Source organism: Methylosinus sp. LW3, from assembly GCF_000527115.1.
In the GTDB taxonomy this organism is placed as follows: Bacteria; Pseudomonadota; Alphaproteobacteria; order Rhizobiales; family Beijerinckiaceae; genus Methylosinus.
Genome location: NZ_AZUO01000001.1, coordinates 1460939 through 1486892 on the forward strand (window position 1 = coordinate 1460939; position 25954 = coordinate 1486892).

A 25954-nucleotide genomic window follows, 5' to 3' on the forward strand; every position below is an offset into this window, starting at 1 on the left:
CCCGTGGCGAAACGTCAGGACCGTTTGTCGGCGCGGATCGCCGCGTCTTCGACCGCGGCGGGTCGAACGACATCGCCGGGACGTATGTTCTGCAATCCATCGACGATCACGCGCTCGCCCGCGCGGAGGCCGCCGATGACGATCCATTGATCGCCGATCGCTTGACCTGTTTGTATGATGCGCAGGCTCGCCTTGTCGTCGTCTCCGATCAGTAGGACGGTCGCGTCTCCATGCGTATTGCGGGAGACTGCTTGCTGCGGTATCAGAACGCCGTTTCGATCCACCCCTTCCTGAAGGGAGGCATGTACATACATGCCCGGCAACAGGAGGTGTTTGGGGTTGGGGAAAATCGCCCGCATGAGAACCGTGCCCGTCCCCTCGTCGACGGTGACCTCCGAAAATTGCAGCTTTCCCGCGACATCATATGTGCTGTTGTCTTCGAGCTTCAAAGTGACCTTCGCCGCGCCATTGCCGATGCTTTCGAGCCCGCCGCTCGCCAGCGCTTTCCGCAGACGCAGTAGTGTTGTCGCCGATTGCGTCACATCGACATAGATCGGGTCGAGCTGCGTGACCGTCGCGAGAACATTGCTTTGGTTGGCGATCACGAGCGCGCCCGGCGTGACTGTGGATCGACCGATACGGCCGGAGATGGGCGCCAGAACTTTCGTATAGGAAAGATTGATCTTCGCCTGGGAGATGCTCGCTTGGGCGATGGCGATATCGGCCTCCGCTTGTTGGGCTGTCGCCACGGCGTCCTCGACGTCTTGCTTGCTCACGGCTTTCATGGCGGACAGCGACTTGTAACGAGTGGCTTTCGCGTTTGCCGCTTGATAGGTCGCCCGATTGCGCGCCAATGTGGCGACCGCGCTGTCATAGGCCGCTTGGTAGAGAGCGGGATCGATCTGATAGAGTTGCTGGCCTTCTTTGACTTCGCTGCCTTCGTCGAATAGCCGTTTCAGGACGACCCCATTGACTTGGGGGCGCACCTCCGCGGTCAGGACAGCGGTCGTGCGGCCAGGCAATTCCGTCACGCGCGTGATCGGTTGGAGATGGACGACGACATAGCCCGCCTGCGCAGGCGGACGCGTCGGCTCGGCGGCCAGCGCTTGTTCGCAGCTCGCAGCGACCGCAATAGACAGCAGCGCGAAGAAAGCGCCGAACAGCCCTGCTGCGGCCGAGCGCGAAATCGGTGCTTCGGGTGTCATGACAATCGAGGGCGACAAAGAGACACGGTGACGCGTCGGTATCATGTGCGGCTCCGCTCGAGAGAGTGGGGAAAACATAGCGCTTTTCGTCGTAGGGCTTCGGAGAGGCCGAGGCCCCTCATTCGCCGCCTTTCTGGGTCTTCGCGGGCGATCCGCGGGAGGGCGGCGCCGAAACGGCTCGACCGAACATGTCCGCGAACTGTTCCAGAAGCCGTCTCGTCATTTCGGGGGAGGTCTCGAGAATCTCGCGATGGACGAAACCCAGCTCGAAGCCCAGACTGAGCAGCATTTCGGCGGCGGAGCCGACATCGAATTCAGGTTCGGCAATTCCAGCGTCGACGTAGCGAGCGAGCCGCGCTTCGAGGCCGCTCCTGATTTCTTCACGGATCCAGATGCGGTTCAAATGCGTTTTGAAGGCTCGATCGAGCAGGGCTCTCGAGATCACGATGCGAATTCGGTCCGAACGTTCCGAGATTTTCTCGACCAAATGCGCGAGCATCTCGCGCGCTTCTTGCGCCATGGTCGAACAAAGCGGGCGCCCCAGGAAGAGCGCCGCGTCGGAGCGGTCATCCTCCTTGTCGAGCACCGCGAGCAGCAGGCCTTCCTTGCCGCTGAAATATCGCTGGATCAGGGCCTCCGAGCATCCTGCGGCGTCGGCGATGGCGCGCGTCGTCGCTCCCTCGTAGCCGCATGCGGCGAACGCCGTCGCTGCGGCCGCGATCAGAGCGTCGCGAGTGGCTTGGCGGTCGCGGGCTCGCGGCTTGCGGACCAGGTCGTCGGAGTGCATATCGCCTCGTAAGTAAGTATGTGAACACATACTTACGGGGCATGAGCTATCGGGTCAAGAGCCTCGGCGCAAGAAATGCGGGCGAGTTCGCGCTATCGCGGCAAGTCGGAAACGTCAGGTCGTTCCAAGCCGGTCGGCTCGGAACAGCGGGCGTGCCGCCGGTCTCGATGGAGAGGCCTCGTAGTCGATGATCAACTCTCTCGAAAAGGCTCCGGCTGAGCATAGGCGGCGAGAAAAACGCCGACTCCGGTGGTGATCGTGCGGTTGCGCTCGGTCGCCGACAATGCCGACTCGTCGCCGAGCATAGCCCGCAACTGAAGGTCGCCACGGATCAGGCCGATAAAATGCTTGGCGACGTCGCGGGGAACGGACCGGCGGAGCGAGCCTGCCGCCATTGCGGTCTCGAACACCTCCGCCAGTCGCGCGATCAGCCTGTCCGGCCCGTTCTCGTAAAAGAGCTTGCCGAGTTCGGGAAAGCGCGGGGCCTCGGCCGCGACGATCCGGTTCGTGGCCACCACGTCGGGAGACAGCAATAGATCGAGCACCGCGCCGGCAAGACGCTCCATTTTGCTTCTCAAATCCGCGGCGCCCGTCACCCCTGACACCAGGCCGGATGAAAACCGGTCGCCGGCCGCCCAGATCACAGCCGTGAACAATTCATCCCGGCTGCCATAATGCGCGTAGAGCGTCGCCTTGCTGACGCCGGCTTCCTGAGCGATCGCCTCCATCGATGTTTCGGCGAAGCCTCGGCTGAGAAACAACCGATGAGCCGCCTCGACGATGCGCTCGACCGTTCGCGGCCCTCTCGTCCTTACTTTCGGCCTGTCGGGCTCCGCCATTGCGATCCTCATTCGATATCCGTAACTGAACGACATCGTTCAATAGTTGACGGTTCGCATGGTTATTGATAGCCTTTTGCGGTGGAAATGCAAAACCAACCCGTTCATTTGAGCGGGGCGCGATGTTTCGGAAGAAATGGTCGCGGCGCTGCGCCCGCCCGTCCAATCCCACAAAGCACGCCGTCGCCGTCAGGGTAGGCGAGAGGGGATCATGAGCAACATTGTCTGCGACAAGCTCGGCATTCGCTACCCGATCCTGCAAGGGCCGATGGCCTGGGCGTCGGACAGCAAGCTCGCCGCGAGCGTTTCCAACGCCGGCGGGCTGGGAATCATGGGGCTCGGCTTTTGCCCGCCGGCCGTCTTCGAGGCCGAGATCCGCGCGGCCCGAGCCCTGACGGAGGCGCCTTTCGGCCTCAACATCATCACCTGCCTGCCCGACGCCGACAAGCTGCTGGAAATCACCCTGCGCCAAGGGATCAGGGTCGTCGAGATCGAGACGTTCCCCGCCTATTTCGACACGCTTCCGCGTTACGTCGAAGCGCTCAGGAGCCACGGCGCCGCGACGATCGGCAAGGCGTCCTCGGTGTCGGAGGCCAAAGTGTTCGAAGCGGCCGGGGTCGATTTCGTTTCGGTCAAGGGGTACGACGGCGGCGGTCACATCTTCGGCCTCACCGGCACATTCTCCCTGATACCCCAGGTCGTGGACGCCGTTTCCATCCCCGTGATCAATTCGAGCGGCGTCGCTGATGGACGTGGCGTCGCCGCTTCGTTCATGCTCGGCGCCGCCGGCGTCGAGGTCGGAAGCCGCTTCCTGGTCGCCGAGGAATGCCCGATCCACGCCAACTACAAGAACGCCATCGTCGCCGCCGGGGAGGGCGACACCGTTCTGACCGGCGTCAGCGCCGGCGACGGGGTGCGTGGCGTCAAAAACCGGCTGACGGATGAAATGCTGCGCCTCGAACGGGAACTGCCGCCCGACGACGCCGCGGAGCGCATCCGCGAGATCGGTCGTGGCGTCTTGCGCGCGGCGGCCGTCGACGGCGACGTCGAGAACGGCAGCCTCGTCGTCGGCCAGAACCTCGGGCTGCTCGACGCCATCTTGCCGGCGAGCGTCATCATGCAGGAATTGATCGCCGGCTATTCGAGGGTCGCGCCTCGAGCAACGTGAACTGGGCAAGTTCGAACTGCTCCGCAAACGAGCGTCCGGGGAGACGAGTCGGCGTTACCGCCGCCCGTCGAGCGACGAGGCGTTGCCTCCATGGCCCGGACCGTTGTCGTAGCGAGCGTCCGATCACGCGTCATCGAGCGGAGAAAATCCATGACGACCTATGAAATGCGCATCTACACGCTGAAATCCGTCGAGGCCGCCACGGCCTATCGCAAGATCTGGATCAAGCATATCGAAAGCCTGAAAGCATTCGGGATCGTCACGCATGGCGTGTTTGCCGTTGCGAGCGATCCGGCGAAAGTCGTCGCACTCGTCGGCTATCCCGAAGGTGTCGATCCCAAGGCGGCCTCTGATCGCTATATGGCCAGCGATCTGTTCAAGGCGGACATGGCGGGTTTCGACATCGCCTGGCTCTCCTGCGTGGAGACGATATTGCTCACCCCCGAGACATTCTCTCCTCTCCGGTGACGAAACTCTCGAAATCGCTCCGAAGCCTTCCAGCTTCTGAAAGACCGCTTTGAGCCGGTCGCGCCGGACGAGGGTCCGTGGAGACGTGGGCCATTAGAAATGCGCGACGAACCAGTCGCGCGCCGCCGGACAGGATTGGGCGAAGCTCTCGCAGTAAGGAGCGAATTGACCGCAGGGTAGCGTCGCAAATTTCTTTGGTTCGCCGGCCCGTTCGAATACTTGGCGCGAGACCTCGAATGGCATCAGCGTAAGCAAAAGCATTTTCTCTTGAGCGACGCGATCCCGCAGCCGCTGCAGGACGCCCGGCCCGGGAATGTCGCCTTTCGGCGCAACCCGACGTTGGGCCTGTCGGCGCGACAGGTCTGCAAGGGGTCAACAGCGGTCTGGTTCGCCCTTTATTTTTCTCGCCTGCCTGGGTCTCGGACCCGCGCCTTCCGCCTCCCTCCGCTTCCGCGAGAACGGCGGCGGCAGTTTTTCCTCCACCCATGGCAGCAGGCGGATCGGGTGAGGCTGTAGATGCGCCGTCACGATCGGAATCTTCATGATGCTCGGCAGCATTTTGGCGAGCGCAATCGCGTCGCAGTAGATTTCCTCGCTCGGAGTGGCGCCCGAATGCCCCATGATGTCGCCCCGAATTTCGCTGTGTATTCCCTCCTGCTTCAATCTATTGCCGAAAGACTTGCGCATGGAATGGATGACCTTCTTGCGCTCCTTGGCGTCGGGAATGGCTTGGTGTAGCCCGTCGATCAGCTCGTCATAGAGCCGATCGCCCAGAGGTGACGAGGATGTCGGCGATTTGAGATCGGGGAAGACCATCTCATAGCCGAGCGCTCTCACGGCTGCGACATAATCGAGAAAGCCGAGGCAGATGAGCTCTGGATGCAGGACGACCGAGCGCTCGGAATACAGATTCTTGATGCGCCGAACTTCGCTCGTTCTGATCGTTATATAATGGAGGCGCTGCGTCGAGGCAGCCGCGTGAAGACGACGCGGAACACCCTCTGGATTTGCGGCTGGGAGAGGCGACTGGTCATGGCGGCCGGAAAGAAACAACGATCGGCGAGCGCGGAAATCTGGCCCGCGAGGTAGCGCGCTCTCCCGGGGTTGCTGGCGCCCAGGCCGAGAATCAGGGTCGCAGAATTTCTCGATTCGGCAAGGGCCGATGGCAGTCGCCGCCGCCAATAATAGTACGCGCCGCGACGCACGACATGGGGGATGGCGGGCACGAAAATCTCCGTGGTGTACCAGCCATGTGTCACAAGGGATGTGGAAACTCGCCCCAGCTGAGGCGATTTTCAAGCGATTCCAACGATTTGCGGAATTCTGGCTGGGGCGGGAGGATTCGAACCTCCGTATGGCGGAATCAAAATCCGCTGCCTTACCACTTGGCGACGCCCCAATGCGCCGACCAGCCGAGTCGCCGGGCGGCGGCTATCCCATAATGCCCCGGCGTCGCCTCCGCAACTTTTTCGCGCGCCTCTAGTCCCAGGCGCGCAGCGGCGTGAAGCGGGCGAATTTTTTCGATTGATGGCGATCCATGCGGGCCAGCACGTCGCGCAGGAATGTCACCGCCTCGGCGAGATATGGCCCCTTGTTCAGCATCACGCATTCGGCGCGCTGCGCCATGGCGGCGTCTGTGGTCTCGGCCCGGCTCGGCGCGCCGTCCTTGATGAACTGGTCGAGCACCTGCGTCGCCCAGATCACCGGCACATGGGCGGCCTCGCAGAGCCATAAAATCTCCTCCTGCATCTCGGAGAGCCGGGCGAAGCCGAGCTCGACCGCGAGATCGCCGCGCGCGATCATCACCGCTGTCGGATGATGCAGCGCCGAGCGCAGAATGAGCCGCGGCAGATTGCGCACGGCGAGCGGCGTCTCGATCTTCAGCACGATCGTCTGCTTGGGCAGCGCGCCGCGCCGCGCCGCGAGATGGTCCTGGAGGAGATCGACGTCGGCGGGCTCCTGCACGAAGGAGAAGCCGACGAGATCGGCCTCGGCCGCGACGAAATCGAGATCGCGGAAATCTTTTGGCGTCAGCGGCGGCAGGCGCAGATCGATGGTGGGGAAATTGAGGCCCTTCTCGACCTTCAGCCGCTCGCCCTTGCCGCGGGCGCTGAACACTTCCAGCTCTACGGCGCCGGCGCTCACGGCGACGACCCGCGCGCCGATCTTCCCGTCATTGATCCACACCTCGGCGCCGGGCGTGAGCTGGTCGATCGCCTCGGGAAAGGAGGGCCGGATCGCGACCGGCCCGCCGGCGCGCGGATCGAGCGTCGCGACCATGGCGAAGCGGTCGCCGCGATAGAGGCGCAGCTTCTCGGGCGCGCGCAATTGCTCGATCCGGCATTTCGGCCCGGCGATGTCCATCAGCACGCGGCAATTGCGGCCGAGCGCGCGCTCGGCCGCGCGTATGTTGGCGATCATCGCTTTCCAGGCGGTGGCGTCGTCATGCGCGCAATTTATGCGCGCGCAGCCCATGCCGGCCTCCATCAGCCGACGGATCAGCTCGGGCTCGCTCGCCGCCTCACTCGGCAGCGTGACCATCACGACAGCGTGCGGCGTCGTGGGGACTGCGCCGAAAATCCGATCGCGCGCGGCGCTTATGGCGTCCTCGCCGGCGCGCATGGCGGCGGCGGTGGGGTAGGGGGCGTCTGCCTCGCCGGCGAGCCGCCGCAGCGTCGCCAGAAGCGCGTCCAGAGCCTCCATCACCTTGGCCTCGCTGCGGCCGAGCGACGAGAGGCCGAATGCCGAGAGGCGCGATTGCAGATCGCTGAGATCGCGGCGGCGCAGGGCGAGGTAATGGGCGAGATTTTCCGCCGCCGGCGCGGCTTCGGCCGGAAACGGTCCGCCCAAGCTCTCGATAAGCCTCTGGCCGTCGGCGACGACCTCCTCGCGCAAGCGCGACAGGGCGGTCAACAATTCATGGAGATCGGCGCGAGCTTCGCTCGCCTGCCTGAATTCGTCGTTCATTCGGGTCCACTCGCGGCGGGGGCCAGAAGCTTTCTCCCTCCATCGTGACGCTTTCGCAACGCCTCTGTGCGGCGCGCCGTCACACGGCCAGCGCGCCGGCGGCGGCGGCCGCGCCGCGCAGGGCGGCGATATTCTCGCGATAGTCCGAGGCGCCGCTGCCGGCGAAGACGGCGGAGCCGGCGACGAGAACATCGGCGCCGGCCTCGACGATCGCCGTGGCCGTCTGCCGCGTCACGCCGCCGTCCACCTCGAGGAATATTTCGCGCCGGCCGATCATCTCCCGTATGCGGCGGATCTTGTCGATCTGCGAAGGAATGAAGCCTTGGCCGCCGAAGCCGGGGTCGACGCTCATCACCAGAATGAGATCGACATCGTCGAGCACATAATCGAGCGCGCGCTCGCTGGTGCCCGGATTGAGCGAGACGCCGGCCTTCTTGCCGAGCGAGCGAATGAGACGCAGCGAGCGATGCAGATGCGCGCCCGCTTCGGCATGCAGGGTGATGATGTCGGCGCCCGCCTCGGCGAAGGCCGCGACATAAGGATCGACCGGCTCGATCATCAGATGCGCGTCGAAAATGCACGACGCGTGCGGGCGCAGCGCCTTCACTACGCCGGGGCCGAAGGTGATGTTGGGCACGAAATGCCCGTCCATCACATCGAGATGAATCCAATCGGCGCCGGCGGCGACGACATCGCGCACCTCCTCGCCGAGCCGCGCGAAATCGGCGGAGAGAATGGAAGGGGCGATGATGATGTCACTGGTCATATGAGGGGCTCCGTCGCAGCCGGCAGTCGAGTTGGTGGCGGGTCCCGCCGAGGGCGAATGCGCTCCGGGGGCCGCGTCGGGCGTCACGCAGATTTCGTAATGACCGTGCACCAGTGGGTTGGCGGGGCGCGCCCTGAACCGCGCGTCCGCCGCACATCACATAGAGGGGGGATCCCATGAAAAAAGCCATTGCTCTCGGAGCGCTGCTGGCGCTGTCGCTCACGAACGCTTTCGCCGCCGATTGCGTCGTTCACATCAAGCGCACGGCCTGCGCCGGCCAGGAGGCGGAATCCTACAAGAAGTGCAACGGCAAGCAGGAGTGCGACACGCAGGAATCCGCTGAGAGCGAAGCCGAATGCTCCGCGTCGGCGTTGAAGCACTGCGACAACTCCCGCCTGGACATCACGAAATACAAGGTCGTGACGGCGACCTTCAAGGGCGCGGCGCTGACGGGCGGCTTCGCCTCCAGCGGCAAGCCCAGCTCGAAGGGCACGAATTTCTGCGCCGCCGATCGTCCCGACCTCAATCAGTGCAAATAAGCGCGAAGCGCGCATCGGCGCGCCCGATATTTGCGGGCGCGCCGGTTTAGACCTCACTCCGCGGCCCTCTTTTCCGAGAATTGCGGATCGAGCGCGCCGCTAGCGTAACGCTTGGCCATGTCGGCGAGCGGGATCGGCTTGATCTTGCTCGCCTGGCCCGCGGCGCCGAATTCCTCATAGCGCTGCTTGCACACTTTGCGCATCGCCTCCTGCGCCGGCTTCAGATATTTGCGCGGGTCGAACTCGCCCTTGTTCTTCAGCAGCGTCGCGCGGATGGAGGCGGTGACGGCGATGCGGCAGTCGGTGTCGATGTTGATCTTGCGCACGCCGAATTTGATGCCGCGCTGAATCTCTTCCACCGGCACGCCCCAGGTCTGCGGCATCTCGCCGCCGGCCTCGTTGAACGCGTCCTGCAAATCCTGCGGCACGGAGGAGGAGCCGTGCATCACCAGATGCGTGTTCGGCAGGCGATTGTGAATCTCCTCGATCACATGCATCGCGAGAATGGCGCCGTCGGGCTTGCGCGAGAATTTGTAAGCGCCATGCGAGGTGCCCATGGCGATGGCGAGAGCGTCGACCTTGGTGCGGGCGACGAAATCGACAGCTTGGCTCGGGTCGGTCAGCAGCTGGTCGTGGCTGAGCTTGCCCTCGGCGCCATGGCCGTCCTCTTTCTCGCCCTCGCCGGTCTCCAGCGAGCCGAGCACGCCGAGCTCGCCCTCGACCGAAGCGCCGACCCAATGGGCGAGATCGACGACGCGGCGCGTCACCGCGACATTGTAGTCATAGCTCGCCGGCGTCTTGCCGTCTGCCTCCAGCGAGCCGTCCATCATCACTGAGGTGAAGCCGAAGCGAATGGCGCTGGCGCAGGTCGCTTCGCTATTGCCATGGTCCTGATGCATGACCAGCGGAATGTCGGGATACATGATCGCCAGCGCCTCGATCATCTTGGCCAGCATCACGTCATTGGCGTAGGAGCGGGCGCCGCGGCTCGCCTGGATGATGACCGGAGCGTCGACCGAGGCGGCGGCCTCCATCACCGCGAGGCCCTGCTCCATATTGTTGATATTGAAGGCCGGCACGCCATAGTCGTGCTCGGCGGCGTGGTCGAGCAATTGTCTCAGGGTGATGAGCGCCATTTGCGGTGTCCTCCCAGTGCCGGAATTCGATTAAAGTCTACGGCGGCGGCGCCAGAGCAATGCGGGGGGCGCAGGCCGATTCCGCTGATAGCGATATAGCGGAGCGCGGGAGATGTCATCACCTCCCGCGGCCGCTCGCCGAGAATTGCGGCGCCCTCTCGCGAGGGTTTCTCTTGGTCTATTCGTTCGAGCTCGAAATCGACTATTCATTCCCTGCCGGCGCGACGCCCGCGAAGCCGCGGGCGCCGTTCCGATTACGCCGATCGTCAGAGCAGCGCTTGCGCGGTCCCGGCCACGCCTTCGGCCGTTATGCCGAAGCGGGCGTAGAGCGCATCCGCCGGCGCGCTCGCGCCGAAGCCGGTCATGCCGACGAAAGCGCCACGCTCGCCGATCCAGCGGTCCCAGCCGAGGCGCGCGGCGGCCTCCACGGCGACGCGCAGCGCCGAGCCGAGCACGCTGGCGCGATAGGTCGGCGATTGCGTCTCGAACAGCTCCCAGCAGGGCATGGAGACGACGGCGGCGCGCACGCCCCGCGTCCACAGAAGATCGGCGGCGGCGAGCGCGATCTGCACTTCCGAGCCGGTGGCGATGAGCGTTACATGGCGTCCGCCGCTCGGCTCGCGCAGCACATAGGCGCCGCGGGCGGTGAGATTCTCGCCGAGCGGCCGCTCCAGCGTCGCCAAATTCTGACGCGACAGGCTCAGCACGGAGGGCGTCGTCTTCGCATTGAGGGCGATTTCCCAGCTCTCCGCCGTCTCGATCGCGTCCGCCGGGCGGAACACATAGAGATTGGGCAGAGCGCGCAGCGAGGCGAGATGCTCGATCGGCTGATGCGTCGGCCCGTCCTCGCCGAGGCCGATCGAATCATGCGTCAGCACATAGACGACGCGTTGGCCCATCAGCGCGGAGAGGCGGATCGCGCCGCGCGCATAGTCCGAGAAGACGAGAAAGGTTCCGCCATAGGGAACGAAACCGCCATGCAGCGCAATGCCGTTCATCGCCGCCGCCATGCCGTGCTCGCGCACGCCATAATGAATGTAGCGGCCGGCGAAATTCTCCGCCGAGACGGAGCCGAGCCCTTTGGTGATGGTGAAGTTGGAATGGGTGAGATCGGCGGAGCCGCCGATCGTCGCGTCGGTCGCCGCATTGATGACGCCGAGCACGGTCTCGGAGGATTTGCGCGTCGCCACCTTGGGCCGCTCAGTGGCGAAGCTCTCGCGCAGCGCGCGCAGCGGCGCGGCCACCGCGCAGGAGACGTCGCCCTTCAGAAAATTCTCGAATGCGTCGCGCTTGGGCGAAGCGGCGAGTCGCTGCTCCCAGGCGAGCCTTTCGCTGGCGCCGCGGCGGCCGGCGGCGCGCCATGCCTCCAGCGTCTCCGCCGGAATCTCGAAGGGCTCATAGGGCCAGCCGAGCTCGGCGCGGGCGAGCTCGATCTCCGATGCGCCGAGCGGCGCGCCGTGAACCGTCTCCTTGCCCTGCTTGCCGGGCGCGCCATAGCCGATGACGCTGCGGCAGGCGATCAGCGAGGGGCGCGCGTCCTGCTGCGCCTGCGCGAGCGCATCGGCGATCTCCGCCGGCGCATGGCCGTCGACGCGCTGCACATGCCAGCCGGAGGCGGCGAAGCGCGCCAGCTGATCGGTGGAGGTGGAGAGCGTCGTCGGCCCGTCGATGGAAATGCCATTGTCGTCCCACAGCACGATCAGCCGGTCGAGCTTCAAATGGCCGGCGAGATCGATCGCCTCATGGCTGACGCCTTCCATCAGGCAGCCGTCGCCGGCGATGACATAGGTGCGATGGTCGACGATCTCGTCGCCGAAACGCGCCGCCTGCAGCCGCTCCGCAATCGCGAGTCCGACGGCGGTGGCGAGGCCCTGGCCGAGCGGGCCGGTCGTCGTTTCGACGCCGATCGTGTGGCCGAACTCGGGATGGCCTGGGGTCTTGGAGTCGAGCTGGCGGAAGCTTTTCAGATCGTCGATCGAGACGCCCGGATAGCCCAGCAGATAGACGAGGGCGTAGAGCAGCATGGAGCCATGCCCCGCCGACAGCACGAAGCGGTCGCGGTCCGCCCAGTCCGGCGCCGAGGCGTCGAATTTCACGAACTGACGAAACAGCACCGCGGCGACGTCGGCCATGCCCATGGGCATGCCGGGATGGCCGGATTTGGCCTTCTCCACCGCGTCCATCGCCAGCGCGCGAATGGCGTTGGCGGCGCGGCGCTCGTCCTCGGCCGCGGCGACTTCGACGACAGTTTCCAAGACATTCGACATCGGGTTCGTTTCCTCAGGCTTCGCCACGTTTGCGTTTCATCAGCTCCAATATCCGCGGCGTGAGTATGAGCTGCATGGCGAGATCGAGCTTATTGCCCGGAATGACGATGGAATTGGCGCGCGACATCCAGCTGCCGGCGATCATCGTCACGAGATAGGGAAAATCGACGCCGCGCGGATCGCGAAAGCGAATGACGACGATCGATTCGTCCGGGCTCGGGATGGAGCGCGCGACGAAGGGATTGGAGGTGTCCACTGTCGCTGCGCGCTGGAAGTTGATGTCCGTCTCCGAGAATTGCGGGCAGATGTAATACACATAATCGTGCATCCGGCGCAGGATCGTCTCGGTGACGGCCTCGGTGGTGTAGCCGCGCGTGTTGCGGTCGCGATGGAGCTTCTGCGTCCATTCCAGATTGATGACCGGCACGACGCCGATCTTCAGATCGGCGTAGCGCGCGACATTGACCTCCTCGGTCACGACTGCGCCATGCAGGCCTTCGTAGAACAAAAGGTCGGTATTGGCGGGCAGCTCGCGCCAGGGCGTGAAAGTGCCGGGCGGCGAGGCGAGCACGGCGCCCTCGTTCGCGTCATGGACATAATGGCGATATTGCCCGCTTCCGGTCTCGCCATATTCTTTGAACAGATTTTCGAGCTCGCCGAGCAGATTGGCCTCGGGACCGAAATGGCTGAAATGCTGATTGCCCTGCGCCTGAGCGTCGCTCATGGCGGCCTTCATCTGGTTGCGGTCGTAACGATGGAAGGAATCGCCTTCCACATAGGCGACCTCCACCTTCTCGCGGCGGAAAATCTGCTCGAATGTCTGCTTGACCGAGCTCGTGCCAGCGCCGGACGAGCCGGTGATCGAGATGATCGGATGCTTGATCGACATGACGACGCTCACCGCAGGCCGGAACGGGACGCGCAGGCCGGGAGGGCCGCGCGCGGTTTGCGCGGCCGCCGTCTTTCGCCGACGCGGCCGCGCAGCAATTCTCCTACAAGAAAAGCCGGGCGTTTGCTCGGCCCGCGCAAAAAATAATCTCGGCCGCCGCTGCCGGCCGTCCCATGCGCCGGGCTGGATTTTATTTTATTATTATATATCAGTAATTTATGTTGGTATCTCGGTTTCCCTCCCTCCGGCCGTCGCCACGGCCCTGCGGTGGAGCGGTCGAGCGCTCGGTTGACCTCCCGGCGGGGTCGATTAGAGAGAGCGCTCCGGCGCTCGCGCCCCCGTTCTGCAGCAGGTGATTTCATGTCCGCCACCTATGACGTCCTCGGCGTCGGAAACGCCATTGTCGACACACTCTCGCGCGCGGAGGACGATCAGCTGGTCGCCGCCGGTCTCCACAAGGGCGCGATGCAGCTCGTCGATGAAGCCCGCGCCGCCGAGATCTACGCGGCCATGGGGCCGACGACTGTTATGTCCGGCGGCTCGGCGGCCAACACTCTGGTCGGCGTCGCCGGCTTCGGCCTGGCCGCCGCCTTCATCGGCAAGGTGAAGGACGATGACGCCGGGCGTGAGTTCGCCCATGACATTCGCAAGGCCGGCGTCGCCTTCGACACGCCTGTCGCCGCCGATGGCGCGGCCACCGCGCGTTGCCTCATTCTGGTGACGCCGGACGGCCAGCGCACGATGAACACTTTCCTCGGCGCCTGCCAGGCTCTCGGTCCGGAGGACATCGACGAGGCGCTCGTGCGCTCGTCCAAAATCCTCTATCTCGAAGGCTATCTCTGGGATCCGCCGGCCGCCAAGGAGGCTTTTCTGAAGGCCGCCAAGGCCAGCCGCGCCGCCGGCAATCGCGTCGCGCTCTCGCTGTCCGACGCGTTCTGCGTCGACCGCTATCGCGGTGAGTTCTTGGGGCTGGTGCGCGACGGCCTCGTCGATATTCTCTTCGCCAATGAGAGCGAATTGCATTCGCTCTATGAGACCGCCGATTTCGCGACGGCGGCCAAGGCGCTCGGCGCCGAGGCCAATCTTCTCGGCGTGGTCACGCGCTCCGAGAAAGGCGTCGTCGTCGTCGAGGGGAAGAAATGCGTCACCGTTCCGGCCTATCCGGTGACGGAAGTGGTGGACACCACCGGCGCCGGCGATCTCTTCGCCGCGGGTTTCCTCGCCGGCCTCGCACGCGGCGCGCTCTATGAAGGCGCGGGCTCGCTGGGCGCGCTGGCGGCGGCGGAGATCATCGCCCATGTCGGCGCGCGGCCGCAGAAGGATCTGCTCCAGCTCGCCCGCGACCACGGCCTGCTGGCCTGAAGCGGCGCGCGCTTTTACCTCCCCCTAGAGGGGGGAGGTCGAGCGCGAATGCGCTCGGGAGGGGGTGAAACCCCCGAGTCTTTGTCGTTGAACCCCACCCCGGACCGCTTTGCGGTCCGACCCTCCCCCTAGAGCGGAGGGTGGCGCCCTCAGCGCTTCGTCGCGGCCAATTTGTCGGCGAGCGCCTGCGCTTCCTGCGTCAGCGCGGCGAAGAATTTCTCCGATTTCGCATGTTCGGCGAAGCAGTGGCGGAAGGCGGAGGAGCCTTCCTCCTGCAGCTTCGAATATTTCTCGAAATCCTTCTCGTCGGCGAGGCCGGAGGCGGAGTAGGAATCCATCGCCTTCTTGGCCTTGGCCTGATGCTCGCTCCAGATTTTCTCGCAGGCGGGCGCGGATTCGATCTTCGCCTTGGCCGGCGTCGAGGCGATATAGAGCCGCCCTTCGCTGGCGACGGCGACGATGATCTCGTCCGGCAGCGTTCCGCCGGCGTCGTCCTGGCTGCGCAGATCGAGGAGGGCGGTCGCCAGCGTCGCCGCTGCGGGCTTGGCGATGGGGAGGTCGGCGTATTTCTCGACGCCCGCATCCGGGCTCACCGCCAGAGTGTAGAAATAGGGCGAAGCCAGCGCCTCGCCGAGCGACTGCGGCGGCTTCTCGCCCTTCAGCCAATTCTTGCGATGGGCGCGCAAAAAGGCCTCGGCGAGGCCCTGTGTCGAGACGGTGAGCTGCGATTTGTCGTCGTTGCCGGAGAAGGCGAGGCCGTCGAGCTGATCGGCGCCGACGCCGTCGAATAGAGTCTCTATGCTGTATTTGCCAAGCTTCTGAAAACCGGGAACCGAGACGGGGCCGATGATCGCCTCCATCTTCTCGCCGAGCTCTTTGAGCGTCTTCTGCTCCTCCGCCTCGGCCGCTCCGGCGGCTTTGCCGGCGGCCTCCAGCTTGCGGAGCTTGGCGGTCGAGCGGTCGCGGAGGGAAATATAGGCTTCCTCCGGCGTCGCGGCCGTGGCGGCGAGGGGCGTGAAGGCGAGCAGGAGCGCGAGCGAAGCCGTTTTCGCCATCATCGATCTCACCTCATCCAGTGAATGGCCAGCAGCGCCACCAGCACGACGGCCAGCATGAACCAGCGATCCGACCGCCGCCGCGCCCGCGCCAGACCTTCGAGCGAATCTTCCGACAGCCGCAGGCCCTTCGTGCCGGCGGACGCCAGCATTTCGACGGCCGCCTCGGCGTCATTGAGCAGCTTGGGCAGGCGCGTCGTGAATTTGGCGACCTCGATCGCCGCGCGGCCGGCGTCCTCGAGCTTGGCCTTGGGGCCGAGATTATCCTCGATCCAGCTGCGCACGACCGGATCGGACGTCCGCCAAATATTCAGCGTCGGATCGAGCGAGCGGGCGACGCCCTCGGCCACCACCATGGTCTTCTGCAGCAGCACCAGCTCCGTGCGGGTGCGCATGTCGAACAGCGCCGTCACCTCGAAGAGCAGAGTGAGCAGCCGCGCCATGGAAATATCTTGCGCATTCACCGTATGCAGCGGCTCGCCAATGGCGCGCAGCGCCTGCGAGAATTCCTCGACCGAGTGAATCGGCGGCACATAGCCGGCCTCGAAATGCACCTCGGCGACGCGCTTGTAATCGCGCGTGATGAAGCCGAACAGGATTTCAGCCAGAAAGCGCCGCTCCTTGAAGCCGAGCCGGCCCATGATGCCGAAATCGATGGCGACGAGCCGTCCCTTGCGATCGACGAAGAGATTGCCCTGATGCATGTCGGCGTGGAAGAAGCCGTCCCGCATCGCCGTGCGCAGGAAGGACTGCAGCACCTTGCGGCCCAGATCCTTCAGATCATGGCTCATGGCGGCGACGCGCGCGATGTCCGACAGCGGCGCGCCGTCGATCCATTCCAGCGTCAGCACCTCGCGGGTCGTGCGGTCCCAATCGACGCCGGGGGCGCGAATGTCTGGATCGTCGGCCACATTGTCGCGAAATTCCGAGGCCGCCGCCGCCTCGAGGCGGAAATCGGTCTCGAGCTTCACCGAGCGGGCCAGCGTGTCGACGACCTGGATCATCCGCAGCCGCCGCGCCTCTGCCGAGAAACGCTCTGCGGCGCGGGCGAGAATATACATATCGGCGAGATCGCGGCGGAACTGGCGTTCCACATCCGGCCGCAGCACCTTCACCGCGACCTTGCGCTCGCCCTCCGCATAGGCGACGCGGGCCGGATGCACCTGGGCGATGGAGGCCGCCGCCACCGGCTCGCCGAAGGAGAGGAAAATCTCGTCGATCGGCTTGCCGAAGGCTTTTTCGATGATCTCGACCGCGGCCTTGCGGCCGAAGGGCTCCATTCGATCTTGCAGCGCGGTGAGCGCGTCGGCGATCTCGCCGCCGACCACATCGGGGCGCGTGGCCAGAAACTGGCCGAGCTTCACATAGGAGGGGCCGATCTGCGCGAAGGCGCGCACCAAAGCCTGCGGCGCGCCGCCGGCGCTGCTGCCGGGCTTGGCCAAAAGATTGCCGAAGCGCAGCAGAAATTGCGCCGGGACGGGCAGTATGGCCGGATCGACGCTCTTGAACACGCCTTCGCGCGCCAGAATGAAGCCGGCGCGCGCCAGTCGGAAGAGATGCCCGAAGCCGATGAGCACGAAGAGCCGCCGTTCGTATTTGAGAGCGTTTCCAGCCGAAATGGATGCCGGTTCGGCGTTGGAAACGCGTCGGGAAAGATCAGAGCTTCCAGCCGGAGTGGATCGCCACCACGCCGCCCGTCAGCCGCTCGAAGCCCGTGCGGCGGAAGCCGGCGCGCCGGATCATCCGCTCGAACTCGTCCGCGCGGGGGAAGCGCTGAATGGATTCGACGAGATAGCGATAGGGCTCGCCGTCGCCGGCGACGAGCTTGCCGATCGCCGGGATCACATTGAAGGAATAGGCCTCGTAGATCTTGTCGAGGCCCGGAATCGCGACCTGCGAGAATTCCAGGCACAGGAACCGCCCGCCGGGCTTGAGCACGCGATGCGCCTCGGCGAGCGCCACCTCGATCCGCGGCACGTTGCGAATGCCGAAGGCGATCGTATAGGCGTCGAAATGCGCGTCCGGGAAGGGCAGGGATTCGGCGTTGGCCTGGACGAATTCCAGCTTGTCGGAGAGGCCGCGCTCCTGCGCGCGGTCGCGGCCGACGTCCAGCATGTCGCCGTTGATGTCGAGAACGACGATCTCCGCCTCCGGCCCGGCGGCCTTGGCGATGCGGAAGGCGATGTCGCCGGTGCCGCCGGCGACGTCCAAATGGCGGAAGGGGCCACGGCGGGCGGGCCGCACCTTGGCGGCGAAGACATCCTTCCACAGCCTGTGCATACCGCCAGACATCAGATCGTTCATAATGTCGTAGCGGCGCGCCACCTTGTGGAAAACATCGTCCACGAGGCCTTGTTTTTCGTCCAATCCGACTTCGGAGAAACCGAAATGGGTCGAGGTCTCGCGCTCAGAGGTCATAATCTCTCGGGTCCGGTGGCGTTCCGGGCGATATAACGCGCCTTTGCGCCTATGGCTATGGCTGGGGGCGAAAACCACCCTCTCCTAGGGGAGGACTATCACATTCACGCATCTCATAAGGTTCCAATGTCGTCCTGGCCGGGACGAGCCCGGCCAGGACGTCGTGGGTGAATTGGAAGATATGTGAATCTGCAAGCCCTGCGAGGGGCGCGCTGCCCAAAACATGTTATCGATGGGCGAGGCTCGGTTTCCATCCGCCACGGAACGCGGGGGCGAGCCGGGGAGGGGCGGAACGGCGTCGTATGTCAAATCAGATCAAAGTCCTGGACCATGGTTTCGTCCGCCTCGTCGATCATATGGGCTCGGACCTCTCCATCGTGCGCGCGGCCCGCGTCTCCTATGACGCCGCCTGGCGCGCCGGCGAGAATGAGGGCTCGGACAAGAAGCTCATCGATTACCTCTGGAAGAACCGCCATACGACGCCCTTCGAGGCGGTGGAGTTCCAATTCGAGGTGATGGCGCCGATCTTCGTGCTGCGCCAATGGCACCGCCACCGCACCTGGACCTATAATGAGCTGTCCGGCCGCTACCGCGAATTGCCGGAGACCTATTACCTCCCTGATCCGGAAAACATCGGCGAGCAGGCGGTCGCTAATAAGCAGGGCCGCCAGCCCGGCGGCGATCTCGAGGCGCGCCGCGCCGAGGTGGAGAAGCTGCGCGCCGGCTTCGAGGCCGCCTTCGCCACCTATCGCGAGCTGCTGGCCGCCGGCTGGCCGCGCGAGCTGGCCCGCACCGTTCTGCCGGTCTCCACCTACAGCCATATGTTCGCAAAGGTCAATTTGCTGAATTTGTTCAAGTTTCTGTCGCTCCGGGCCGATCCGCACGCGCAATATGAGATCCGCGTCTACGCCGAGGCGATGGAAAAGCTCATCGAGCCCATTGTCCCGGTCGCCGTCGCGGCCTGGAAAGCGGGGCGGTTCTGAGCCCATGCCCGAGCTGCCCGAGGTCGAGACGGTCCGGCGCGGGCTCGAGCCCGTCTTCACCGGCTCGGGCCTCGAGCAGGTGGAGCTGCGCCGCGCCGATTTGCGTTTTCCCTTTCCGCCGGGCTTTGCCGCGCGGCTCGCGGGACGGCGCGTCGAGGCGCTGAAGCGGCGGGCGAAATATCTCCTCGGCGAGCTGGACAGCGGCGAGACGCTCATCATGCATCTCGGCATGAGCGGCTCCTTCCGCATCGACGCCGACGACCCCGAGGGCGCCTATCATCGCGCCGTCACCACAAAGCCGGCGCATGACCATGTCGTGTTCCATTTCACGAGCGGCGCGAGCGTCACCTATAACGACCCGCGCCGTTTCGGCTTCATGCTGCTGGTCCCGCGCGGCGAGATGGCGGCGCATCCGCTGTTCAATGGTCTCGGAGTCGAGCCGCTGGGGCCGGAGCTGACGCCGCAGCGTCTCGCCGAGGAGCTGCGCGGCCGCAAGGCGCCGCTGAAAGCCGCTCTGCTCGATCAGCGCATCATCGCCGGCCTCGGCAATATTTATGTCTGCGAGGCGATGCACCGCTCGCATCTCTCGCCATTGCGGGCCGCCGGAACGTTGGTCGACGCCAAGGGCAAGCCGAAGCGCGGCCTCGTCGATCTCGTCGAGGCAATCAGGCAGGTTCTGGGCGAGGCGATAGAGGCGGGCGGCTCCAGCCTGCGCGACCATCGCCAGACTGATGGCTCGCTCGGCTATTTCCAGCACTCTTTCCGCGTCTATGACCGCGAGGACGCGCCTTGTCCGACGCCCGGCTGCCGCGGCCATGTCTCGCGCGTGATCCAGAGCGGGCGCTCGACGTTTTTCTGCCGCGACTGCCAGAAGTGAGCGCGCCAGTCCCGCGCAAGCGGCGGCGCTCAAAGCTCGCTCATACTCGCGGATGATTCTGAGCGCTCCGTCCTCGCCGATCGACGCGCCGGCCATCGGGCGCAGCGGAGGAGAGTTTCATGGATAATGCGGACGCGCTCCCTCCTTTCATCGAGCTCGCCGGGGCGAGCGTCCCGCATAAGATCATCGACATTGGCGCGCGCCATATCAGCGGCGAGCCGGTCTATGCGCCTCTGCTGCGCGGCGGGGAGGCGACCATCGTCGGCTTCGAGCCCGACGAGGCCGCCGTCGAAGAGCTGAACGCGCGCAAAAATCCGGGCGATGTCTATCTGCCGCACGCGGTCGGCGATGGCGGACGCCATACGCTGCACATATGCGCCGCGCGCGACATGACCTCGCTGCTGAAGCCCAACCCAGCGGCGATGGAGATGTTCCACGGCTTTCCCGTCTGGTCGGAAGTCGTCGCGACGCAAGAGATCGACACTGTGCGGCTCGACGATGTGGCCGAGACCGAAGGCGCGACATTTCTGGAATTGGACGTGCAGGGCGCGGAGCTGATGATCCTGCAAAACGCCGTCGAAAGACTGCGGCGCGCCTATGTTCTCCATATCGAGGTCGAGTTCCTGCCGCTCTATGAAGGCCAGCCGCTATTCTCGGAAATAGAGCTGTTTCTGCGTACGCAGGGCTATGTGCTGCATCGCTTCACGCCGATGATGAGCCGCGTGCTGAAGCCGCTGATGCTCGGCAATGATATTTTCGCGGGCATGAGCCAGATCGTCTGGAGCGACGCCATTTTCGTGCGCGACTTCATGCGTCTCGATCTGCTCGCCGATGACGAGCTGATCGGCGTCGCGCAGATCGCGCATGATTGCTATCGCTCTGCCGATCTCGCTCTGCGCCTGCTCACCGAGCATGATCGCAGAAGCGGCCGCAATCTGGCGCGCGCTTATATGTTCGGCCTACGCCATCGGGCGCCGCGCGAGGCTGCGGAGTAGGCGGTAGCGGTCGCGTGACTTCGAGGAGGGGCGAGCGCCCCTCCGCGTCCTTTCAGCGTCAGAAGCCGAAGAATTTCTCGCGCAGCGCGTCCTCATAGTCTTCCTTGGCGGCCAAGGCTTTGTTGCGGGCCTCGTCCTCGTCGAAATGCGCCTGCTCCCATTTGTCGACCTCGGCCACGGAATGCGGCGCGACAGTGACGAGCGCCTCTTCTTTCCGGATCGCCGCGATCCACTCCTCCATCGCCGCTTTGTACAGGGTCTGCAACTCGTCGAGCTCGGCGAATTCTTCGGCGGCCTGTTCATTCATGTCCGTCGTCCCTTTCCCGCGTTTGGGGAGTTGCAGGATAGGCGGTCCAAATGAAGGGACTGCGACGAGCGACGCTCGCGGGATTTCCCGCGCGCTCGACGGAATTTGCTTTCCCGACGCATTTTGCCGATAAGAAGCCGTCCTCCGCAACCCCCCGCACATCATGTCGCTCGAAACCGTTCCCGTCCTTCGCGTGGATGGCGTCTCCAAAACCTACGCCGAGACCGTGGCCGTGAAGCCGCTGAGCTTCGCGCTTCCCGCCGGCTCGGTGACGGGTCTGCTCGGCGGCAATGGCGCCGGCAAGACGACGACCATCGGCATGGTCATGGGCCTCATCGAGCCGACGACGGGAACCATCGAAATCTTCGGCCGTGATTTTCTGAAAGACCGCTATCACGCGCTCGGCCGCATGAATTTCGAGAGCCCTTATGTGGATATGCCGCATCGTCTCACCGTGCGGCAGAATCTCACCGTCTTCGGCCGGCTCTATGGCGTTCGCGGCGTCGCCGACAAGATCGAGGAGCTGGCCGCCGATCTCGCCTTGAAAGAATTTCTCGATCGTCCGAGCGGGCGTCTCTCCGCCGGGCAGAAAACACGCGTCGCGCTCGCCAAGGCGCTCATCAACGAGCCGGAGCTGCTGCTGCTCGATGAGCCCACCGCCTCGCTCGATCCCGACACCGCCGATTGGGTGCGCGGGCATCTCGAGGATTATCGCCGGCGGCGCAATTGCGCGATCCTGCTCGCCTCGCACAATATGGCGGAGGTGGAACGTCTCTGCGATCGCGTGATGATGCTGAAGGAGGGAAGCCTCGTCGACGACGGCTCGCCCGCCGAGCTGCTCGCGCGCTATGGCCGCGGCAATCTCGAGGAAGTGTTTCTCGATGTCGCGCGCGGCCGTGGCAATGGAGGCGCCGCATGAGCGCGTCTTTGGAATTCTCGATCGCGCGCGTCGGCGCGATGACCTTGCGCTATTCCTATCTGCTGCGCTCCTCCATGCCGCGCATGCTGGAGATGATGTATTGGCCCACGGTGCAAATGCTCACCTGGGGCTTTCTACAGACCTATCTCCTGCGCGCGCCCGGCGGTCTCGCGGGCGCCGATAAGACGACGATCGCCGCCGGCTCGCTGATCGGCGCCGTGCTGCTGTGGGACATTTTGCTGCGCGGCCAGCAGGGATTTTCTTTCTCCTTTCTCGAGGAGATGTGGTCGCGCAATATCGCCAATTTGTTCATGAGTCCGTTGCGGCCGGCGGAATTCGTCGCCTCCATGATGGCGATGAGTCTCATTCGTCTCTTCGTCGGCATGGTTCCGGTGACGATCCTGGCCATTTGGTTCTTCGGCTTCAATCTCTGGGCGCTCGGCTTCGCTTTCGTGGCCTTTTTCGCCATTCTCATCATCTTCGCCTGGAGCGTCGGACTCTTTGTGTCCGGCCTGTTGCTACGTTACGGACTCGGCGCGGAAAGTCTCGTCTGGTCGCTGATGTTCGTCATACAGCCGCTCGGCTGCGTCTATTACCCGGTCTCCGTTCTTCCCGGCTGGCTGCAGCCGATCTGCTGGGCCTTGCCGCCGACCTATGTGTTCGAGGGGCTGCGCGCTGTGCTCGGCGATCACGCGCTGCGGCTCGATCTCATGTTTTATGGCTTGGCGCTGGATGCGGCGCTGTTCGTCGCGGCGGCTTTCGCTTTCGTGCGCCTGCTCGCTGCGGCGCGGCGCGCCGGGACGCTGCTGCAGACGGGCGAATGACGCGCCTTTCGGCGGCCTGTCTCGTCCGGCGCTAAAGCGGATTTCCTGTTGCGGCATGACTGCCGGCGCTCGATAATGGATCGACAGCCGCTCGTTCGGCGCGCCGACGCTCGGCGCGCGCGCCTTCGCTCCTCGCCTGTCGATGTTCGATGGGAACAGCAGCTCGATGCGTATTCTGATCGTCGAAGATCAACCCGATATCTCCACGCTCATCGCCGATCGCGTTCGGCGCGCCGGCTATGCTCCCCATTGCGTCCAGGCTCTGGCCGATATTCCCGAGGCGCTCGGCGCCTGCGATTATTCGGTGATGCTGCTCGACCGGCGCTTGCCCGATGGCGATGGCCTGTCGATCGTCGCCGCGGCCAAGCGCATTCGCCCTGGCATACGCATTCTGGTGGTGACGGCGGCCCGCTCGATCGAGGATCGCGTGGACGGGCTCGACGCCGGCGTCGATGATTATCTGACCAAGCCCTTCTCGACCGAGGAGCTGCTGGCGCGCATTCGCGCCAGCCTTCGGCGTCCTGGCGGCGAGCCGGCGCCGCCGGTCGTCGTCGGCAGGCTCTCCTTCGATCTCAATTCGGAGAGCGCCTCCGTCGGCGGGTTTCCGCTCGTCGTGCCGCGGCGGGAGCTGGTGCTGCTCGGCGCGCTGATGCGCCGCGCCGGACGCGCGGTCACTTTCTCGGCGCTGCTGCAAGAGATCTACGGCTCGGACGAGCATAAGCACATTGGCGCGCTGAAGATGGTGGCGATGCGATTGCGTCATCGCTTGGACGAGCAGGACGCCGGCGTCGAGATTCACGCGCCGCGCGGCATCGGCTATCTCATCCGCGAGGCGCGCGGGCCGTGAGACTCCGCGCGATGAGGCCATGGCCTTCGATGCCGCCGTCATCGAGGCTGCAATCGTTGTCGTCGCGATTGATCGTCTATGCGATCATCGGCTCCATTCTCGGCTATCTCATTCTGCCGCCCGTGATCGTCGTCGCCGTCCTGGTCTTGGTCCGGCCGGGAGGCGTCGCGGCTCTCGACGAGCTGCTGTGTCCGCGTGTGCAGGAGATGATGCTCGCGGCGCTGCGCAAGGACGCAGGCGGCGCAGGATCGATCACGATGACCGACGCATTGCGGGATTTTATTTCCGAGCACCCGGATTTTCGTTTTGGCGCCTTCGATCCGCGCACGGGGAAAGCGCTGTCGGGATCGTCGCCGGAAATGGCGGAGGCGTTCGAAGGCGTCGGCCGGCTCAAGCTGTCGAGATCGCCTATTCAAATCATTGTGGACAAAGCGGCGCGCAAAGGCGAGTCCTTCGTTCTCGACTCGCAGGTCGGCGAGGTCGTCGTCGCAACCGGCGGAGCGCAGTATCGATGGCGTGATTTCATGCGCTTGCCCTTCTATACGGCCACCCTGCCCGGCGCGATGTTCTTCCTTCCGAATTGGGTGGCCATGTGCCTCATCGCGCTCTTCGTCGTCCGTCGCGGTCTCGCGCCCATGCGCGCGGCGGCAGCGAAGATCGCGACGATCGACGTGAATTCGCTGAAGGAGGGCGTCGATCCCGACGAGGCGCCGTCGGAGATGCGGCCTTTCGTCGAGGCGGTGAACAAGGCTTTCGAGCGGGTGCGGGAAGGCGTCGAGCGCCAGAGGCGCTTCTCCGCCAATTCCGCGCATGAGCTGCGCACGCCGATCACCATTTTGCGCGCGCGCCTCGGCAAGATGGAGGAGGGGCCGCTCAAAGCCGAGATCGAGCGCGACGTCTTGCGCGTGCAGACGGTCGTCGAACAGATGCTGCTGCTCGCGCAGATCAGGGAGCGCGGGCCGATCGCGCCGCAAAGGATCGATCTGCACGATATCGTGCTGAGCGTCGCGGCCGATTATGTGCCGATCGCGATCGGCGATGATCGCGACATTCAGCTCGAGGCGCCGTCGCGCCATGTGATCGCGCTCGGATTGCGCTGGAGCGTCGAGAGCATCGTCGCCAATCTCATCGCCAATGCGGTGCGCGCCGAGCCCAGAGGCGGCGCCGTCGTCGTTCGCGTGCTGCCCGATTGCGTGATCGAGGTCGTCGATCACGGGAGCGGCGTCGCCGAAGCCGATCGCTGCCGCATTTTCGAGCCCTTCTGGCGCAAGGACGAGACGACGCCCGGCACGGGGCTCGGCCTGTCGATCGTCCGCGAGCTGGTCGAGCTGCAGGGCGGCGAGCTCGGCGTCGTGGAGACGCCGGGCGGCGGCGCGACCTTCCGTTTGCGTCTCCCTGCGGCCAGCGCCGAGTCGGAGCCGGCGGCGACCGGCGCCGTTCAGCCCTCGCTCGACCAGCGCTGCGAGCGTAGCGCCTGAGCGATCGCCTCGGCGCGCGCCTCGGGCGTCGCGGGCTCGATCGGCAGGCAGGCGTTGCGCGCCGTCTCCAGCAGCACAGCCTTGGGATAGGCCTCGCCGGAGCGCCCGGAATGGGCGGTGAAATCGCAGCTGCACACTTCCATCAGCAGCGCGAAGCTCTCCGGCGCGTCGAAGGCGCCGAGCCGCTCCAGCATTTGCGCCACCGGGCCGGCGCGCACTTCCGAGGCGCGATGCACGCGCTCGCATTCGGACAGCGCCGTCAGCGCCAGCGGGACGCAATCGGCGGGGACGCCGAAGCGCTCGGCGATCCCGCTTATGCGCGGGCCACCACGGTCTATGTGCTTGTAATGATGCGGCAGATGCTCACGCGGGGAGTCTCCCTTGCCGACATTCATCACCAGCAGGGCGAAGCGCACGGGAAGCGGCGCGTCTCTGCGTCCGGCCTCGTCCAACGAACGCAGCAAATGGGCGCCGAGATCGACCTCGTTCTGGCCGTCCGACAATTGCGGCACGCCGAACAGCGCGTCGACCTCGGGCAGAACGATCTGCAGCGCGCCGCAGATGCGCAGCACGCGGAACGCCTTGCCGGGCGCCGGTCCGCCGAGCGAGAGCAGCAGCTCCGGCCAGACATCGGCCGGATCGAGGCCGGCGAGGCAGCCGCTCTCGACCTGCTCGGCCATGAGATCGAGCGTCTCCTCGCCGGGATCGTCATCCGTCTCGGCGAGCAGCGCCGCCATTCGGAGAAGGCCGAGGCCGGGGTCGGTCTGGCCGAATTCGGGCAGGAAAAAAGGTTCTGAGGGCATGAGGCTTCGCGCGTGAGTGGTCCGCTGACGGCCTAGCAAACCGCTTGCCGCGCGC

At 65.1% G+C, this 25954-nt stretch carries 25 protein-coding genes and 1 tRNA gene; 11 read left to right on the forward strand and 15 right to left on the reverse strand.

Annotation, left to right across the window (positions count from 1 at the left end; genetic code table 11):
* Nucleotides 1-14 precede the first annotated feature (14 nt).
* From METLW3_RS0107305 to METLW3_RS0107315, 3 genes are all read right to left on the reverse strand, one after another.
* The gene (locus METLW3_RS0107305; protein ID WP_024879305.1) at nucleotides 15-1205 is read right to left on the reverse strand and encodes an efflux RND transporter periplasmic adaptor subunit; all 1191 of its coding nucleotides are present in this window, start codon (nucleotides 1203-1205) and stop codon (nucleotides 15-17) included.
* Between the two features lie 118 nt (nucleotides 1206-1323).
* The gene (locus METLW3_RS0107310) at nucleotides 1324-1992 is read right to left on the reverse strand and encodes a TetR/AcrR family transcriptional regulator (RefSeq protein ID WP_024879306.1); all 669 of its coding nucleotides are present in this window, start codon (nucleotides 1990-1992) and stop codon (nucleotides 1324-1326) included.
* A 191-nt stretch (nucleotides 1993-2183) separates the two neighbouring features.
* Nucleotides 2184-2831, reverse strand: coding sequence for a TetR/AcrR family transcriptional regulator (locus METLW3_RS0107315; protein ID WP_024879307.1), 648 nt, complete (start codon nucleotides 2829-2831; stop codon nucleotides 2184-2186).
* Nucleotides 2832-3042: 211 nt separating this feature from the next.
* Here METLW3_RS0107315 and METLW3_RS0107320 point away from each other — a divergent pair, with 211 nt between their 5' ends.
* Entirely contained in the window at nucleotides 3043-3999 is a 957-nt protein-coding gene (locus METLW3_RS0107320; protein ID WP_051465389.1) for a nitronate monooxygenase, read from the forward strand.
* A 150-nt stretch (nucleotides 4000-4149) separates the two neighbouring features.
* Complete coding sequence (locus tag METLW3_RS0107325) at nucleotides 4150-4467, forward strand: NIPSNAP family protein (protein ID WP_024879309.1); 318 nt, start codon at nucleotides 4150-4152, stop codon at nucleotides 4465-4467.
* Nucleotides 4468-4839: 372 nt separating this feature from the next.
* On the opposite strand, the gene METLW3_RS28755 is transcribed toward METLW3_RS0107325, so the two are convergent.
* The 4 genes from METLW3_RS28755 to rpe all read right to left on the reverse strand — a co-directional run bounded on the left by METLW3_RS28755 (nucleotide 4840) and on the right by rpe (nucleotide 8200).
* A complete protein-coding gene (locus METLW3_RS28755) occupies nucleotides 4840-5766 on the reverse strand; it encodes a hypothetical protein (RefSeq protein ID WP_198022753.1) in 927 nt (308 codons plus the stop codon).
* Nucleotides 5767-5791: 25 nt separating this feature from the next.
* Nucleotides 5792-5866: transfer RNA gene (locus tag METLW3_RS0107340), tRNA-Gln, on the reverse strand.
* A gap of 80 nt (nucleotides 5867-5946) precedes the next feature.
* The gene (locus METLW3_RS0107345; protein ID WP_024879311.1) at nucleotides 5947-7434 is read right to left on the reverse strand and encodes a pyruvate kinase; all 1488 of its coding nucleotides are present in this window, start codon (nucleotides 7432-7434) and stop codon (nucleotides 5947-5949) included.
* A 79-nt stretch (nucleotides 7435-7513) separates the two neighbouring features.
* Nucleotides 7514-8200: a ribulose-phosphate 3-epimerase gene (gene rpe, locus METLW3_RS0107350; RefSeq protein WP_024879312.1), complete on the reverse strand. Its 687-nt coding sequence runs from the start codon at nucleotides 8198-8200 to the stop codon at nucleotides 7514-7516.
* A 176-nt stretch (nucleotides 8201-8376) separates the two neighbouring features.
* On the opposite strand from rpe, the gene METLW3_RS0107355 reads away from it, so the two are divergent.
* Complete coding sequence (locus METLW3_RS0107355) at nucleotides 8377-8739, forward strand: hypothetical protein (RefSeq protein ID WP_024879313.1); 363 nt, start codon at nucleotides 8377-8379, stop codon at nucleotides 8737-8739.
* Between the two features lie 53 nt (nucleotides 8740-8792).
* Here METLW3_RS0107355 and fba read toward each other — a convergent pair whose 3' ends face one another.
* The 3 genes from fba to METLW3_RS0107370 form a co-directional block, all read right to left on the reverse strand.
* Nucleotides 8793-9875: a class II fructose-bisphosphate aldolase gene (fba, locus tag METLW3_RS0107360; RefSeq protein WP_024879314.1), complete on the reverse strand. Its 1083-nt coding sequence runs from the start codon at nucleotides 9873-9875 to the stop codon at nucleotides 8793-8795.
* A 266-nt stretch (nucleotides 9876-10141) separates the two neighbouring features.
* Nucleotides 10142-12142, reverse strand: coding sequence for a transketolase (tkt, locus tag METLW3_RS0107365; protein ID WP_024879315.1), 2001 nt, complete (start codon nucleotides 12140-12142; stop codon nucleotides 10142-10144).
* Nucleotides 12143-12155: 13 nt separating this feature from the next.
* Nucleotides 12156-13031: a phosphoribulokinase gene (locus METLW3_RS0107370; protein WP_024879316.1), complete on the reverse strand. Its 876-nt coding sequence runs from the start codon at nucleotides 13029-13031 to the stop codon at nucleotides 12156-12158.
* A 360-nt stretch (nucleotides 13032-13391) separates the two neighbouring features.
* Between METLW3_RS0107370 and METLW3_RS0107375 the strand changes: the two genes are divergently transcribed.
* Nucleotides 13392-14393 (forward strand): adenosine kinase, encoded by a 1002-nt coding sequence (locus tag METLW3_RS0107375; protein ID WP_024879317.1) that lies wholly within the window; start codon nucleotides 13392-13394, stop codon nucleotides 14391-14393.
* 149 nt (nucleotides 14394-14542) lie between these two features.
* Here METLW3_RS0107375 and METLW3_RS26785 read toward each other — a convergent pair whose 3' ends face one another.
* The 3 genes from METLW3_RS26785 to ubiE all read right to left on the reverse strand — a co-directional run bounded on the left by METLW3_RS26785 (nucleotide 14543) and on the right by ubiE (nucleotide 17866).
* Complete coding sequence (locus tag METLW3_RS26785; RefSeq protein WP_157516532.1) at nucleotides 14543-15451, reverse strand: hypothetical protein; 909 nt, start codon at nucleotides 15449-15451, stop codon at nucleotides 14543-14545.
* Between the two features lie 5 nt (nucleotides 15452-15456).
* Entirely contained in the window at nucleotides 15457-17025 is a 1569-nt protein-coding gene (gene ubiB / locus METLW3_RS0107385) for a 2-polyprenylphenol 6-hydroxylase (protein WP_024879319.1), read from the reverse strand.
* Nucleotides 17026-17104: 79 nt separating this feature from the next.
* A complete protein-coding gene (gene ubiE, locus METLW3_RS0107390) occupies nucleotides 17105-17866 on the reverse strand; it encodes a bifunctional demethylmenaquinone methyltransferase/2-methoxy-6-polyprenyl-1,4-benzoquinol methylase UbiE (RefSeq protein WP_024879320.1) in 762 nt (253 codons plus the stop codon).
* Nucleotides 17867-18168: 302 nt separating this feature from the next.
* Here ubiE and thyX point away from each other — a divergent pair, with 302 nt between their 5' ends.
* The 3 genes from thyX to METLW3_RS0107405 all read left to right on the forward strand — a co-directional run bounded on the left by thyX (nucleotide 18169) and on the right by METLW3_RS0107405 (nucleotide 20721).
* Nucleotides 18169-18849 carry an FAD-dependent thymidylate synthase gene (thyX, locus tag METLW3_RS0107395; protein ID WP_024879321.1) on the forward strand — a complete coding sequence of 227 codons (681 nt, stop codon included), beginning with the start codon at nucleotides 18169-18171 and terminating at the stop codon, nucleotides 18847-18849.
* A gap of 4 nt (nucleotides 18850-18853) precedes the next feature.
* Nucleotides 18854-19726 (forward strand): bifunctional DNA-formamidopyrimidine glycosylase/DNA-(apurinic or apyrimidinic site) lyase, encoded by an 873-nt coding sequence (gene mutM, locus METLW3_RS0107400; protein WP_024879322.1) that lies wholly within the window; start codon nucleotides 18854-18856, stop codon nucleotides 19724-19726.
* Between the two features lie 119 nt (nucleotides 19727-19845).
* On the forward strand, nucleotides 19846-20721 hold the full coding sequence (locus tag METLW3_RS0107405; protein ID WP_024879323.1) for an FkbM family methyltransferase: 876 nt from the start codon (nucleotides 19846-19848) through the stop codon (nucleotides 20719-20721).
* Between the two features lie 58 nt (nucleotides 20722-20779).
* On the opposite strand, the gene METLW3_RS0107410 is transcribed toward METLW3_RS0107405, so the two are convergent.
* The gene (locus METLW3_RS0107410) at nucleotides 20780-21028 is read right to left on the reverse strand and encodes a hypothetical protein (RefSeq protein ID WP_024879324.1); all 249 of its coding nucleotides are present in this window, start codon (nucleotides 21026-21028) and stop codon (nucleotides 20780-20782) included.
* Nucleotides 21029-21191: 163 nt separating this feature from the next.
* On the opposite strand from METLW3_RS0107410, the gene METLW3_RS0107415 reads away from it, so the two are divergent.
* The 4 genes from METLW3_RS0107415 to METLW3_RS26790 all read left to right on the forward strand — a co-directional run bounded on the left by METLW3_RS0107415 (nucleotide 21192) and on the right by METLW3_RS26790 (nucleotide 25096).
* Nucleotides 21192-21947 (forward strand): ABC transporter ATP-binding protein, encoded by a 756-nt coding sequence (locus METLW3_RS0107415; protein WP_024879325.1) that lies wholly within the window; start codon nucleotides 21192-21194, stop codon nucleotides 21945-21947.
* Complete coding sequence (locus METLW3_RS0107420; protein WP_024879326.1) at nucleotides 21944-22771, forward strand: ABC transporter permease; 828 nt, start codon at nucleotides 21944-21946, stop codon at nucleotides 22769-22771. The genes METLW3_RS0107415 and METLW3_RS0107420 overlap by 4 nt, the downstream gene beginning before the upstream one ends.
* A 166-nt stretch (nucleotides 22772-22937) precedes the next feature.
* Nucleotides 22938-23618, forward strand: a complete 681-nt coding sequence (locus METLW3_RS0107425; RefSeq protein ID WP_024879327.1) for a response regulator transcription factor — start codon at nucleotides 22938-22940, stop codon at nucleotides 23616-23618.
* 56 nt (nucleotides 23619-23674) lie between these two features.
* A complete protein-coding gene (locus METLW3_RS26790; protein WP_157516533.1) occupies nucleotides 23675-25096 on the forward strand; it encodes a HAMP domain-containing sensor histidine kinase in 1422 nt (473 codons plus the stop codon).
* Here METLW3_RS26790 and METLW3_RS0107435 read toward each other — a convergent pair.
* Entirely contained in the window at nucleotides 25057-25899 is an 843-nt protein-coding gene (locus tag METLW3_RS0107435) for a tRNA nucleotidyltransferase (RefSeq protein WP_024879329.1), read from the reverse strand. The genes METLW3_RS26790 and METLW3_RS0107435 overlap by 40 nt on opposite strands.
* Nucleotides 25900-25954: the final 55 nt, after the last annotated feature.